The following is a 13,868-nucleotide window of genomic DNA, read 5'->3' on the forward strand; positions in this document are numbered from 1 at the left end:
TTTTTAAGGAGGTATAAAAATGAATACAGGAGAATTATTTGAGGCTTTAGGGGATATAGTAAAGCAAAAGGGCATAGATAGAGAACTTGTATTTAGCGCATTAGAATCTGCATTGGTTTCTGCATATAAAAAAAATTATGGAACTGCTCAAAATGTGAAAGTTACTGTAAATAGAGAAACAGGCGAAATACATGTGTATGCTCAGAAAGTTGTAACAGAAGATGTCTACGATAATCTATTGGAGATTAGTCTTGAAGATGCAAAGAAAATTGATATTCGATATCAATTAAACGATATTGTAGATATTGAAGTTACACCGAAGGATTTTGGTAGAGTTGCAGCACAAACTGCAAAGCAAAGAGTGGTTCAAGAAATAAGGGAGGCAGAAAGAGAAATAATATATCAAGAGTATATAACAAAGGAAAATGATATTATAACTGGAATAGTACAAAAGAAGGAGAAACAAAACGTATTAATTGACTTAGGCCGATTAGAAACGATTCTTGCTCCATCAGAGCAAATGCCAAATGAAACATATAATCATGGAGATATTCTTAAATTTTATGTTGTTGAGGTTAAAAAGACATCTAAGGGACCTCAGATAGTTATTTCAAGAACACATCCAGGTTTGGTAAAAAGATTATTTGAAATGGAAGTCCCAGAGATATTTGACGGTATAGTGGAAATAAAGAGCATATCAAGGGAAGCTGGTTCTAGATCAAAAATAGCAGTTAATTCAAGGGATGAAAATGTTGATGCTACAGGTGCATGTGTTGGCCCAAAGGGAGTAAGAGTTCAAAATGTAGTTAATGAACTAAAGGGCGAAAAAATTGATATAGTTAAATGGAGTAAGGATCCTGCAGAATTTATTGCTAACGCATTAAGCCCATCAAAGGTAATCAGTGTTGAAATCAATGAGGAAGAAAGAAGTGCAAAGGTTGTAGTTCCTGACCATCAATTATCTTTAGCTATTGGAAAAGAAGGTCAAAATGCAAGACTTGCAGCAAAATTAACAGGTTGGAAGATTGATATCAAAAGTGAATCTCAAGTGGAAGAAAATTAACTGCGAGGAGTGAAACTTAATGAAGGTGAAAAAGATTCCTCAAAGAATGTGTGTTGGATGTCAAGAAATGAAGCCTAAAAAAGAACTAATCAGGGTTGTTAAAAACTCTGAAGGTGAAGTAAGTATTGATTTAACAGGAAAGAAACCAGGACGTGGTGCTTACATATGCAAGAACATTGATTGTTTAGAAAAAGCAATTAAAACAAAAAGAATAGAGCGTTCTTTTGAGATGAAGATTTCGGATGAAATTTATAGCAGGCTTAAAGAGGAATTAAGTAATGAAGAATAATTTATCTTCCTTTATGGGTCTAATGCAAAAGGCAGGAGCACTGTCATCTGGTGAAGTAGCAGTTGAAATTGATATTAAAAAGAAAAAATCAAAACTCGTTATAATAGCAGAAGATGCAAGTGAAAATACAAAGAAGAAATTTATAGATATGGCTAAATATAGAAATATTAAGTATGTTTTTTTTCAAACAAAGGAAGTACTTGGAATGTGTCTTGGAAAATCTGAAAGGTCTGTTCTAAGTATAAACGATGAAGGATTTGCAAAAAGTTTTTTGAGTAAATTGGAGGCAAAATAAAATGGGGGTGTAGATATTGTCAAAAATTAGAATATATGAGTTGGCAAAACAGACAAATATGTCAAGTAAGGAGTTAATAGATTTATTAAATAAGGAATTTGGTTTAGAAGTAAAAAATCATATGAGTGTAATTGAAGGTGAAGAAGCAAATATCATCTTGGAATATTTTGGAGAATTACACCAAAATGATTTAACAGAAGGTAAAATGGAAGAAATTAATTCTCCAATCTCCGAGATAGATGAATATGAACTTCTACAGGAAACTGAATTCTATGATGAGAAAAAAGGAAGAAAAAAAGTAAAATCAGATAAATCAAAAAATAATGGAAGTAGCAGGTTGAATAAAAACGAAATGAATAAAGATACAGCAATTGAACAAGAAATAGGAATGGTTACAATACCAGAAAGTATTAAAGTTGGTGAATTCGCAAGGTTAATAAATAAACCATCATCAGAGATAATAAAGAAACTTTTATTTATGGGTGTAATGGCTACAATAAATCATGAAATTACATTCGAAACTGCTGAAAAAATAGCAGAAGAATACAATATTATCGTAGATAAAGAAATTAAAAAAGAAAAAGAAGAAATTTTAATTAACGATTTTGAAGACGATGAAGAATCATTACAAGTTAGACCACCAGTTGTAACAGTTATGGGACACGTCGACCATGGAAAAACTTCCTTACTAGACGCTATAAGACATTCCAAAGTTACAGAAACTGAAGCAGGTGGTATAACACAACATATAGGTGCTTATACAGTTGATATTAATGGCAGTAAGGTAACATTTTTAGATACACCTGGACATGAGGCATTTACAGCAATGAGGGCTAGAGGAGCTCAAGCAACAGATATTGCAATTCTTGTAGTTGCAGCTGATGATGGAGTAATGCCACAAACTGTAGAAGCTATAAACCATGCTAAAGCAGCAAATGTACCAATAATTGTTGCAATTAATAAGATGGATAAGCCAAATGCTAATCCAGATAGGGTTAAACAAGAATTAACTGAATATGGTCTTATTGCAGAAGATTGGGGAGGAGATACGGTATGTGTTCCTGTTTCTGCTAAATCAAAAATTGGTATAGATAATCTACTAGAAATGATACTTCTTGTAGCTGAAATTCAACAGCTGACAGCAAATCCAAACAGACCTGCAAAAGGAATTATTATCGAGGCAAAATTAGATAAAGGAAGAGGTCCAGTTGCCACTGTATTAGTGCAAAAAGGAACTCTTAGGATTGGAGATGCAATAGTAGCTGGAGTAGCATATGGTAAAGTTAGAGCCATGGTTGATGATAAAGGTAGAAAAGTAAAAGAAGCTGGTCCTTCTATACCTGTGGAAGTACTAGGATTATCTGAAGTTCCAAATGCCGGTGACATACTTTATTGTGTTTCTGATGATAAGACTGCAAGACAAATTGGTGAAATTAGAAAAAATAAAGAAAGACAAGAACATTATGCTAATACAGCTAAAGTATCTCTTGAAGATTTATTCAGTCAGATACAATCTGGAAAAGTTAAGGATCTAAACATTATAGTGAAAGCTGACGTTCAAGGTTCGGTAGAAGCTGTGAAACAATCATTGGAGAAAATTTCCAATGAAGAAGTAAGGGTGAATGTTATTCATGGTGCAGTAGGAGCAATTACGGAAACAGATGTAGCCTTAGCAGCGGCATCAAATGCAATAATAATTGGATTTAACGTTAGACCTGATAACATGGCCAGACAGGCAGCTGACAGAGAAAATGTTGATGTTAAAACCTATAGAATTATTTACGAAGCAATTGATGATATTACAGCTGCAATGAAAGGAATGTTGGATCCTGAGTATAAAGAAGTCGTTACTGCTAGGTTAAGTGTAAGAACAACCTTTAAAGTTTCCAGTGTTGGTACTATTGCAGGTTGTTATGTAGAAGACGGTAAAATAAATAGAAATAACGATATCAGAGTTATAAGAAATGGTGTTGTTGTCTTTGAAGGTAAGATTAGTTCCTTAAAGCGATTTAAAGATGATGTGAAGGAAGTTGCATCCGGATTTGAATGTGGATTGACAATAGAAAGATTTAATGACATCAAAGAAGGGGATACTATTGAAGCATATACTATGGAAGAAGTAGAAAGAAAGTAAAGGGGTGTAGATTATAGATGAGCATAAGTAGGACATCAAGACTTTCTGAAGAAATTAAAAGAGTTGTCAGTAGTGTTATTCAAAACGAATTAAAAGACCCCAGGGTGCCAACTTTAACATCGGTAACTCATGTTGATGTTACCAGGGATTTAAGTTATGCCAAAATATTTATTAGTGTCTTCGGAACAGACAATGAAAAAATACAATGCTTACAAGGTCTCAAAAATGCTGCTGGTTACATTAGAAAAGAAGTTGGTAATCGAATAAAGGTTAGACATATTCCTGAAATAATATTTGAATTAGATAATTCCATTGAATACGGTCTGCATATTGAAAAACTTCTTCAGGATATTGGAAAAAACAATGATTCAAACACAGATAGGTAAAATAATCTTAGATAAAAATAGTTTTGCAATTGTATCCCATACTTCACCTGATGGTGATAGTATGGGATCAATGCTAGCTGTATACAATCAATTACTAAGTATGGGTAAGAATGCAGATGTATTCGTCGAGGAAGATTTGCCAATGAAATATTCTTTTCTAAGTGGATTCGGCAGCATAAAAAAATATTCTATAAGCAATAAATCTTATGAGTGTGTATTTGTTTTAGATTGTGGCGATATCGATAGATTAGGATTGTGTAAAGACGTTTTAAATAGGGCAGATGTAGTTATAAATATAGATCATCATATTTCAAATACACTTTTTGGACATTTAAACTTAGTTGATTCAAATGCCTCAAGTGTTGGTGAAATTATTTATCAACTCTTTAAAGTAAATGGATATCATATATCTAAAGAAATAGCAGGTTGTTTATATACTTCTATTGTAAGTGATACCGGTGGATTTAAGTATTCGAATACTACATCCATAACGTTATCTATTGTTGGGGATTTAATAAACACAAATATTGATTTCTCAGATATTTATAACAAAATTTTTAATGTTAAGACTTTATCACAGATAAAACTAATGTCAAAGGTTACATCGACATTAGAATTACATTTTGATAATCGTGTATCAATATTAATTTTAACAGAAAATATGCTAAAAGAATGCAATGCAAACGAAGATGATGCAAGTGAATTTATAAACATTGGCAGAGATATAGAGGAAGTAGAGGTTGCAATACTAATTAAAGAGAAAAATATTAATTCCTGTAGAGTTAGCCTGCGTTCAAAAAAATATGTGGATGTGGCAAAAATAGCTTCTATGTTTGGAGGAGGAGGTCACATAAGAGCTGCCGGATGTACTATTGAAGGTAATATAGATGATGTCAAAGAAAGTTTACTGACAATTTTAAAAAATTATTTTAATGCGGTGATTTAGATGAATGGAGTTTTAAATATATTAAAACCACCAGGAATGACATCCCATGATGTAGTGGCCTTTGTTAGGAGAACTTTAGGCATAAAGAAAGTTGGACATACAGGAACGCTAGATCCTGGTGCTGCTGGTGTCTTACCTATTTGTATTGGTAAGTCAACGAAAATCGTAGAGTATTTAATGGATGATAAAAAAATATACATTTGTGAAGTAACCTTTGGTAATAAAACAGATACTTATGATAAATATGGAAATCTTTTATATGAAAATGACAAAGACTGTTCAAAATTAAACTATAATAGCTTACAAAAGGTTATAACAGAATTTAAGGGAAAAATAAATCAAAAGCCACCAATCTATTCTGCTGTTAAAATTAACGGTGTTAGAGCATATGATCTAGCAAGAAGAGGGGAAACCGTAGATATAAAGGAGCGAACAGTAGAAATTTTTAACATTGAAATTATTAAAGTGGATTCTCCTAAAGCTATGCTTAAAATAGAATGCTCAAAAGGAACTTATATAAGAAGTTTATGTAATGATATTGGCGAAAAGCTTGGCTGTGGAGCATATATGAGTTTTCTAATTAGAACAGCAACAGGAAAGTTTTCATTAGCTAATAGCCATACACTCGAAGAAATTTCACAACAGATGTCAGATACTTTTATAGTTGAACCGGATTTTGCATTAGAAATGCAAAGTGTTTACATTGATGACGTCTATACATCAAAACTGCTGAATGGAAACAGTATAGTTTACAAAGATAACGGTGTATTAAAAAACACTTTAGTGAAAATTTATATAAAACCTGATAGGTTTATTGGAATAGGAAGAATAAATAATGGTATTTTATCCGTTGAAAAATTATTGGTTTAAAGGTGTATCACATGAAAATAATAAGAGATGATCTACATAACATTAAAATTAGCGAGAAGCTAAGTATTGCATTAGGAACTTTTGATGGAATTCATATTGGACATAAAAAAATAATTGAGACTGCAGTTGAAGATGCAAAGAAATTTAGAATAAAAAGTGCAGTAGTTACATTTGATAAACATCCTTTAGAGCTTCTATCTTCAAATAAACAGATATCAATTATTACAAACAACAAGATAAAAGCAAAAATCTTAGAGAACTATGGCATAGATTATTTGTTTTTCCTTACATTTAGTAGAGAATTCGCTTCTATTGAGCCAGAAAAATTTCTATACTTACTGATAAATAATCTAAATTCAAATATTATAACATGTGGATATAACTATTCATTTGGTAAAAATGGTAGGGGAAATGTGGAGCTATTAGATATTTTTCAAAAAGAGTATCATTATAAATTAAACATTGTTGATAAAATTATGTGTTTTGAAAAGGATGTATCCAGTACTGAGATTAGAAAGGAATTTATCAAAGGGGATATTGAGGAAGTAAATAAGTTACTTGGATACAACTATTTCTTAATTGGAACTGTTGAATATGGAAAAGGTTTAGCAAAACAATTTGGTTTTCCAACAGCAAATATTATTATTGAAGAAAACAATCCTTTAAAAAATGGTGTATACATAAGTAAAACTTATGTAAATAATAAGGGTTATGATTCAATAAGTAATATTGGTTATACTCCTACATTAAGGAGTACATCTAGGGTTTTAGAGACACACATCTTTAACTTTGATGGAAATTTGTATGGAAAAGAGATTAAAATAGAATTTTTAAAATTTTTACGTGAAGAAAAAAAATTCGATTCTGTAGAAAACTTAAAACAAGCTATTGAAATTGACAGATCAAATGCAATACACTACTTTAAAAATAGTATTTACAAATAAATATAATACTGATATAATATTACCGTTAACCTATGCTGCGTTTTGCGATTCTCCGACGTACAACTCGGCATAAGGCGTTTATTTAAAGAGGAGGTACTTAAAAATGGATAAGGCTAGAAAGCAAGAGATAATTGCTAAATATCAAAGACACGAAGGTGACACAGGTTCACCTGAAGTTCAAATTGCACTTTTAACTGAAAGAATAAATTACCTTACAGAGCATTTAAAAGTGCATAAGAAGGACCATCACTCAAGAAGAGGTCTTTTAATGATGGTTGGTCAAAGAAGAGGTCTTTTAAACTATTTAACAAAAATTGATATCGAAAGATATCGTGCTATAATCAAAGAACTTGGTATAAGAAAGTAATAATGGGGCGGTTTGTACCGCTCTATTTTTATAATTCAAAAACATATACCATATATAACCATTTTAAAATCTTGAAAAATCAATATTTCAGCATAGTATAAAATTTAAATTAAAATTTTACATCCAACAATTATACATATATGGTATAATTAACTTTATAAACTTTTTGTTTGTTTAAAATGTATAAAATATGTAATAATAATATTACAGGTGTTATATTTGAAAGGAGGTCAATTAATGCAACAAATTTTCGAGACTACAATAGCTAATCGTAAATTAAAAGCTGATATAGGAAAGTATGCTTTATTATCAAATGGTTCTGCATGGTAAGCTATGGAGACACAGTGATTCTTGTTAATGCAAATGCATCAGAACAACCTAGAGAAGGAATTGATTTTTTTCCATTAAGTGTGGAGTATGAAGAAAGACTATATGCCGTAGGGAAAATACCTGGTGGTTTTATTAAAAGAGAAGGAAGACCAACTGAAAAGGCAATTCTTTCTGCAAGAGCAATAGACAGACCACTGAGACCTTTGTTTCCAGATGGGTATAGAAATGATGTGCAAATAATTTGTACAGTAATGTCTGTAGATCCAGATAATCCACCAGAAATTTTAGCTATAAATGCAGCTTCACTAGCTTTATGTATATCAGATATACCATTTAACAAACCTGTTGGAGCAGTAGCTGTAGGCAAAGTAGGTAATGAATTGATAATCAATCCTACCTCTGAGCAAAGAGAAAAAAGCGAAATGCATCTATTAGTATGTGCAACAAAAGATAGGGTAATGATGATTGAAGCAGGTGGGGATGAAATACCTGAAGATATTATGTATGAAGCTATAATGCTTGGTTTTGAGGCTTGTCAGCCTATTATAAAATTCCAAGAAGAGGTTACGGCACAAATTGGAAAGGAAAAAAAGATTCCTGAATTATATAAAGTTCCTGAAGAAATCGAACTTGCCGTAAGAGAATATGCCAAGGATAAAATATTTGAGGCAATGGATACTACTGATAGACAAGAAAGGCAGCAAAAAACAGATTTAGTAAAAGAGGAAGTTTTTCAACATTTTGCCGAGATATTTCCAGATAGTGAAAAGGATATAGATGATGTAATTTACAGACTAATGAAAGAAAAAGTCAGAGAAATGATTTTAATAGAAAAAAAACGTCCTGATGGAAGAAATTTTGAAGAAATAAGACCTCTTGCAAGTAATGTTTCAATTCTACCAAGAACCCACGGCTCAGGAATGTTCCAAAGGGGTCAGACTCAGGTTTTAACTGTAGCAACTTTAGGGGCTTTAGGGGATGTACAAGTACTTGATGGCCTAGGTGATGAAGAATCAAAAAGATACATACACCATTATAATTTTCCACCATACAGTACTGGGGAAGTAAGAATTTTAAGAGGTCCAGGTAGAAGGGAGATTGGACATGGAGCATTAGCTGAGAAAGCTCTTGAGCCAGTTATTCCATCAGAGGAAGAATTTCCATACACAATCAGATTAGTTTCTGAAGTTATTAGTTCCAATGGTTCTACATCACAGGCAAGTGTTTGTGCAAGTACACTTGCACTTATGGATGCCGGAGTGCCGATAAAGAGGCCTGTTGCTGGAATCGCAATGGGACTTGTTACAGATGATGATGTATCTAGCTATGAAATTTTAACAGATATACAAGGCATTGAAGACTTCTTTGGAGATATGGATTTTAAGGTTGCTGGAACTGAAAAAGGTATTACTGCAATACAGGTTGATACGAAAATTGAAGGATTACCTAACGACGTAATTAAGAAGGCTATAGAACAAGCTAGAAAAGCAAGATTACAGATTCTAGAATCTATGTTATCAACAATTCCAGAACCAAGAAAAGAGATCTCTCAGTTTGCACCAAAGATAATTTCAATGACTATCGATCCTGAAAAAATAAGAGACGTAATTGGCTCTGGTGGAAAAACAATAAACAAAATAATTCAAGAAACTGGTGTAAAAATAGACATAGAAGATGATGGAAGGTTGTTTATTTGTGCTCCTGACAGTGAAAGTGGAAAGAAAGCACAGAAAATTATTGAAGGTATTACAAGAGAAGTAGAAGTTGGAGAAATATATCTAGGTAAAGTAACAAGAGTAACAACATTTGGCGCATTTGTTGAAGTTTTACCTGGTAAAGAGGGTTTGGTACATATCTCGAAATTAGCTCCTGAAAGAGTTAACAAAGTTGAAGATATTGTTAACGTTGGAGATGAAATTCTCGTTAAGGTTACTGATATAGATGCTCAAGGAAGAATAAATCTATCTAGAAAAGATGCTTTAAAGAGTGAAGAAAGCGAAAATTCTGATGTTGATAAAAATAACGAATAAAAGATTAAAAGGGCTTATATAAGCCTTTTTTTGTTATTTAAAAGCTAATAAAAGAATAAATATTAATATAATTTTAAATAGGGGGGAAACTATTTTGAAGGAAAAAGATTTGTTTAAAATATCATTAGTTGTCATAACAATTTTTATGTTAATTCAACTTAGTATTAGTTATATGAAAGATGTACAATTAACTTTTTTAGACAAATTAATTCCAATAACAAAGATTAATACAGATAAAAAAGTAGTTGCATTTGCATGTAATGTATATGAAGGAAATGAAGAAATTGAAAAAATGTTAGAAGTTATGAAAAAAAAGGGTGTAAAAATTTCTTTCTTCCTTGGAGGAATTTGGGTAAAAAATAATACAGAATGTACAAAGAAAATAATGGCATATGGTCATGAAATTCAAAATCATGGATATATGCATAAAAAAAGTTCAGTTTTAAGTAGACAGTCAAATATGGATGAAATAACAAAAACAGAAAATATAATATTTGAAGTTACCGGGAAAAGAACAAATTTATTTGAGCCACCATATGGTGATTACGATGACCGAACAATTGAAATTGCAAATAAATTAGGTTATAGGGTGGTTACTTGGAGTATAGACACTATTGATTGGAGAGAAGATGCAACAAAAGAATTGATTTTAGAAAGAATAAGAAAAAAACTTCATCCTGGTGGTATCATATTAATACATCCAAAAAAAATTACTTCCGAGAGTATTGAAAATATTATTGACTATATTCATAATGAAGGTTACGAAATAATAACAGTTGGTGAAATTTTAAAAGAACAATAAGTTGAATGTTATTAATTAATTAATTATAATTAATATGCTAAATTATTTACATAGGAGGAAAATATGTATAAAAAATTTACTTTATCAAATGGTATAAAGGTAGTAATGGAGCATATTCCATATATCAATTCTATCAGTATGGGTGTTTGGATACTAAGCGGCTCAAGATATGAAAATGAAGTTGTAAACGGTGTTTCACACTTTATTGAACATTTGATGTTTAAAGGTACAACTAATAGGACAGCTAAACAGATAGCGGAACAAATAGAGGAGCTAGGAGGGCAAATTAACGCTTTTACAGGTAAAGAAGCCACTTGTTATTATGTAAAATTGCTGGATGAACATTACAAAGTCGGAATAGATGTTTTAAGCGATATGATATTAAATCCAAAGTTTTCTGATGAAGATATACATAAAGAAAAAGGAGTTATTATAGAAGAAATTAAGATGTATGACGATTCCCCTGAAGATTTAGTTATGGATATATTATCAAAATCTACGTGGGGAAAGGATTCTTTGGCTTATCCTATATTAGGTTATGAAAATAATATTAAAGATTTAAAGAGTAAACAAATAAAAGAATATTTTAATAAAACTTATGCACCTGAAAATATTGTTATTTCTATTGCTGGGAATTTCAATAGTTTAGTAATAGAAGAAGAACTGGAGAGAAAGTTTTCACATCTTAAATCTGGCGGGATTAACAAGGCTGAATTTACTTCTCCAAATATTAATAGGAATGTTATGGTGAAAAATAAAGACATAGAGCAAACACATGTAGCATTTTCATTAAAAGGCATAGAGCTAGGAAATGACAAGTTGTATACCCTATTAGCAATAAATAATTATTTTGGTGGTGGAACTAGTTCTAAACTATTCCAAAAGATTAGGGAGGAAAAGGGATATGTATATACAATCTATTCTTTTCCAACAGTATACAAAAATGTAGGCACATTTAATATCTACTTTGCCTTAAATGAAATGTTCTTAGATTCTGCTATGGAGCTAATACTTGAAGAATTTAACAATATTATAAAATTTAAAATGACAGATGAAGAAATAAAAAAGGCTAAAGAACAATTAAAGGGAAATTATATTCTAGGTCTAGAAAGTACATCCAGCAGGATGTTTGGGCTAGGAAAAGCAGAACTTATGTTAGGTGAAGTTCACGAACCTAAAGAAATATTAGATAAAATCGACCAGATTAAAAGGGACGATATTGAAGAAGTAATAGATTTGGTTTTTAGAGATGGCATTTTATCTGCTGCATCTGTAGGAAGAAATATTAATGAAGATAAGTTACAATCTTTGATATGGAGGAAATCATGATAATTTATATAAAAAGACTTGAAAATGCTAAAGACTTGCCATTACCTAAATATATGACAGATGGTTCTGCTGGATTAGATTTATATGCAAATGTTACTAGCCCAGTTACAATAATACCAAATACCATAATGCTAATTCCAACAGGAATTTCTGTAGAAATTCCCCATGGATATGAAGCCCAAATTAGACCAAGAAGTGGATTAGCATTAAAATACGGAATATCCTTAGTTAACACACCAGGTACCATAGATAGCGATTATAGAGGGGAAATCAATCTTATTATGATAAACTTTGGAAGTAAGCCCTATGAAATTAAAAGAGGGGATAGAATCGCTCAAATGGTTATAAATAAAATAGAGATTCCTAAGATTGTTGAAGTTGAAGAATTAAATAATACAACAAGAGCTAACGGTGGTTTTGGATCAACAGGTCTATAACCCCTTTTCTTTTAATATAAATAAATATACCATTTAATTTTTTTGGGGGGATAAAAATTGGGTAAAAAAAGGCTTTCTGATTTAATGAATTTAGAAATAATAAATGTCTGTAACGGAGAAAAGTATGGTTTTATTAGCGAATGTGACATGAGATTTGATATAAAAACAGGTAAAATAAAGAGTATTATAGTTAGCGAAGAACGAGGTTCATTTTTTGCATTTAAAGATGAAAATAATATTGAAATTCCCTGGGATAAAAAAATTAAACAAAGTGATAAAACAATAATTTTTGATTACAATATTTAATATTTTTTTTCACAACTGCCTTATATAGTTGTATAATATAGTATTAGTTAGAATTTTAAAAGCAACTATAAGGGGGCAATTATAAATGAAAATTATAGTTCAAAAATTTGGAGGAACATCAGTAGCTACACAGCAAAGAAGAGATATGGTTGTAAATAAGGTTATTAATGCAATAGAAAACGGGTATAAACCTGTGGTTGTAGTTTCTGCTATTGGTAGAAAAGGAGATGCTTATGCAACTGATACCCTTTTGTCTTTAATTAATAGCAAAGATGCTAAAATCAATAGACGTGAAATAGATCTTTTAATGTGCTGTGGTGAAATAATATCTGCAGTGGTTATGTCTGAAACATTTGCAGTAAGAGGATATAAAACTAAAGTTTTTACAGGTGGTAATGCAGGTATTTTAACTGACAATAACTTCGGAAATGCAAATATAATAAGAGTGGATCCTAAAACTATATTAGAAACACTAGAAGAAAATATAATTCCCATTGTCACTGGGTTTCAAGGCATGACAGAAGAAGGTGATTTTACAACCTTAGGTAGGGGTGGAAGTGATGTAACTGGAGCGGTACTTGGAGAGGCTTTGAAAGCTGAATGCATTGAAATATATACAGACGTAGATGGAATAATGACTGCCGATCCTAGAATTGTTCCAGAAGCCAGGGTCATAAACAAAATTAGTTATAACGAAGTGTTTCAACTGGCTGATCAAGGTGCCAAAGTCATTCACCCAAGAGCTGTCGAATATGCAATGAAGGGGAATGTACCTCTTATAATAAAAAATACAATGTCAGATGCACCAGGAACGATTATTGCCTCTTCAAAGGAAAGTAAAAATAATATAATTACTGGTATTACTCATATGTCAGATAGAACACAAATAACTGTTGAATTTAATAACGAAGAGGTAAACAGATTAAATAATGATAATAATGATTTGTTTGAATTATTGGCTATTAACAACATAAGTATTGATTTAATTAATGTCTTTCCTGATAAAAAAGTCTTTACTGTTGATGGAAAGGATGAAATTAAAGTAATAGATATTCTAAAAGAACAAGGATTACAATATAAAATAATTAGTAACTGTAGTAAGATAGCGGTTATAGGAAATGGTATGAGAGGAATTCCTGGAGTCATGGCTAAAATCTTAAAGGCATTAGGACAAAATAATATTAGTGTCCTCCAAACAGCTGATTCACATACTACAATTTGGTGCCTGGTTAAAGAAGAAGATACCGTAAAAGCTATTAATGCTTTGCATAACGCTTTTTGTCTATAAATTATTAGATTTTAATGTTTTTATACGGAACAAAACTCCTTATTAGTAAATA

14 protein-coding genes and 1 pseudogene are annotated in these 13,868 nt (G+C 31.2%); all 15 read left to right on the plus strand.

The window, feature by feature from the left end:
• The first annotated feature begins 19 nt into the window (after positions 1 to 19).
• Positions 20 to 1,063: a transcription termination factor NusA gene (nusA, locus tag Q428_RS08680; RefSeq protein ID WP_035380097.1), complete on the plus strand. Its 1,044-nt coding sequence runs from the start codon at positions 20 to 22 to the stop codon at positions 1,061 to 1,063.
• A gap of 19 nt (positions 1,064 to 1,082) precedes the next feature.
• Positions 1,083 to 1,352 carry an RNase P modulator RnpM gene (gene rnpM, locus Q428_RS08685; RefSeq protein WP_035380099.1) on the plus strand — a complete coding sequence of 90 codons (270 nt, stop codon included), beginning with the start codon at positions 1,083 to 1,085 and terminating at the stop codon, positions 1,350 to 1,352.
• A complete protein-coding gene (locus Q428_RS08690; protein WP_035380101.1) occupies positions 1,342 to 1,647 on the plus strand; it encodes a L7Ae/L30e/S12e/Gadd45 family ribosomal protein in 306 nt (101 codons plus the stop codon). Before rnpM ends, Q428_RS08690 begins: the two co-directional genes overlap by 11 nt.
• A gap of 16 nt (positions 1,648 to 1,663) precedes the next feature.
• Positions 1,664 to 3,781 carry a translation initiation factor IF-2 gene (infB, locus tag Q428_RS08695; protein WP_035380102.1) on the plus strand — a complete coding sequence of 706 codons (2,118 nt, stop codon included), beginning with the start codon at positions 1,664 to 1,666 and terminating at the stop codon, positions 3,779 to 3,781.
• A gap of 17 nt (positions 3,782 to 3,798) precedes the next feature.
• Positions 3,799 to 4,167, plus strand: coding sequence for a 30S ribosome-binding factor RbfA (rbfA, locus tag Q428_RS08700; RefSeq protein ID WP_035380103.1), 369 nt, complete (start codon positions 3,799 to 3,801; stop codon positions 4,165 to 4,167).
• Complete coding sequence (locus Q428_RS15190) at positions 4,145 to 5,113, plus strand: DHH family phosphoesterase (protein ID WP_051515069.1); 969 nt, start codon at positions 4,145 to 4,147, stop codon at positions 5,111 to 5,113. The genes rbfA and Q428_RS15190 overlap by 23 nt, the downstream gene beginning before the upstream one ends.
• The gene (gene truB, locus Q428_RS15195) at positions 5,114 to 5,983 is read left to right on the plus strand and encodes a tRNA pseudouridine(55) synthase TruB (RefSeq protein WP_035380105.1); all 870 of its coding nucleotides are present in this window, start codon (positions 5,114 to 5,116) and stop codon (positions 5,981 to 5,983) included. It abuts the gene before it with no gap.
• A gap of 11 nt (positions 5,984 to 5,994) precedes the next feature.
• Positions 5,995 to 6,927, plus strand: a complete 933-nt coding sequence (locus Q428_RS08715; RefSeq protein ID WP_051515070.1) for a bifunctional riboflavin kinase/FAD synthetase — start codon at positions 5,995 to 5,997, stop codon at positions 6,925 to 6,927.
• Between the two features lie 103 nt (positions 6,928 to 7,030).
• Positions 7,031 to 7,294, plus strand: coding sequence for a 30S ribosomal protein S15 (gene rpsO, locus Q428_RS08720; protein WP_035380107.1), 264 nt, complete (start codon positions 7,031 to 7,033; stop codon positions 7,292 to 7,294).
• Between the two features lie 237 nt (positions 7,295 to 7,531).
• Positions 7,532 to 9,654: pseudogene (locus tag Q428_RS08725) on the plus strand (polyribonucleotide nucleotidyltransferase).
• A 94-nt stretch (positions 9,655 to 9,748) separates the two neighbouring features.
• The gene (locus Q428_RS08730; RefSeq protein ID WP_051515071.1) at positions 9,749 to 10,456 is read left to right on the plus strand and encodes a polysaccharide deacetylase family protein; all 708 of its coding nucleotides are present in this window, start codon (positions 9,749 to 9,751) and stop codon (positions 10,454 to 10,456) included.
• Positions 10,457 to 10,519: 63 nt separating this feature from the next.
• Positions 10,520 to 11,785, plus strand: a complete 1,266-nt coding sequence (locus Q428_RS08735; protein WP_035380111.1) for a M16 family metallopeptidase — start codon at positions 10,520 to 10,522, stop codon at positions 11,783 to 11,785.
• Positions 11,782 to 12,222, plus strand: a complete 441-nt coding sequence (gene dut, locus Q428_RS08740) for a dUTP diphosphatase (RefSeq protein WP_242847809.1) — start codon at positions 11,782 to 11,784, stop codon at positions 12,220 to 12,222. Before Q428_RS08735 ends, dut begins: the two co-directional genes overlap by 4 nt.
• A gap of 57 nt (positions 12,223 to 12,279) precedes the next feature.
• Entirely contained in the window at positions 12,280 to 12,528 is a 249-nt protein-coding gene (locus Q428_RS08745; protein WP_051515072.1) for a YlmC/YmxH family sporulation protein, read from the plus strand.
• An 85-nt stretch (positions 12,529 to 12,613) separates the two neighbouring features.
• Positions 12,614 to 13,816 (plus strand): aspartate kinase, encoded by a 1,203-nt coding sequence (dapG, locus tag Q428_RS08750; RefSeq protein ID WP_035380114.1) that lies wholly within the window; start codon positions 12,614 to 12,616, stop codon positions 13,814 to 13,816.
• Positions 13,817 to 13,868 lie beyond the last annotated feature (52 nt).

This window comes from Fervidicella metallireducens AeB, assembly GCF_000601455.1.
Classification (GTDB): domain Bacteria; phylum Bacillota; class Clostridia; order Clostridiales; family Caloramatoraceae; genus Fervidicella; species Fervidicella metallireducens.

Excerpts from the sequence above, each read along its gene's own strand:
- nusA (WP_035380097.1), top strand. The coding sequence starts at position 20 with ATGAATACAGGAGAATTATTTGAGGCTTTAGGGGATATAGTAAAGCAA.
- rnpM (WP_035380099.1), top strand. The coding sequence starts at position 1,083 with ATGAAGGTGAAAAAGATTCCTCAAAGAATGTGTGTTGGATGTCAAGAA.
- Q428_RS08690 (WP_035380101.1), top strand. The coding sequence starts at position 1,342 with ATGAAGAATAATTTATCTTCCTTTATGGGTCTAATGCAAAAGGCAGGA.
- rbfA (WP_035380103.1), top strand. The coding sequence starts at position 3,799 with ATGAGCATAAGTAGGACATCAAGACTTTCTGAAGAAATTAAAAGAGTT.
- Q428_RS15190 (WP_051515069.1), top strand. The coding sequence starts at position 4,145 with ATGATTCAAACACAGATAGGTAAAATAATCTTAGATAAAAATAGTTTT.
- truB (WP_035380105.1), top strand. The coding sequence starts at position 5,114 with ATGAATGGAGTTTTAAATATATTAAAACCACCAGGAATGACATCCCAT.
- Q428_RS08715 (WP_051515070.1), top strand. The coding sequence starts at position 5,995 with ATGAAAATAATAAGAGATGATCTACATAACATTAAAATTAGCGAGAAG.
- rpsO (WP_035380107.1), top strand. The coding sequence starts at position 7,031 with ATGGATAAGGCTAGAAAGCAAGAGATAATTGCTAAATATCAAAGACAC.
- Q428_RS08735 (WP_035380111.1), top strand. The coding sequence starts at position 10,520 with ATGTATAAAAAATTTACTTTATCAAATGGTATAAAGGTAGTAATGGAG.
- dut (WP_242847809.1), top strand. The coding sequence starts at position 11,782 with ATGATAATTTATATAAAAAGACTTGAAAATGCTAAAGACTTGCCATTA.
- dapG (WP_035380114.1), top strand. The coding sequence starts at position 12,614 with ATGAAAATTATAGTTCAAAAATTTGGAGGAACATCAGTAGCTACACAG.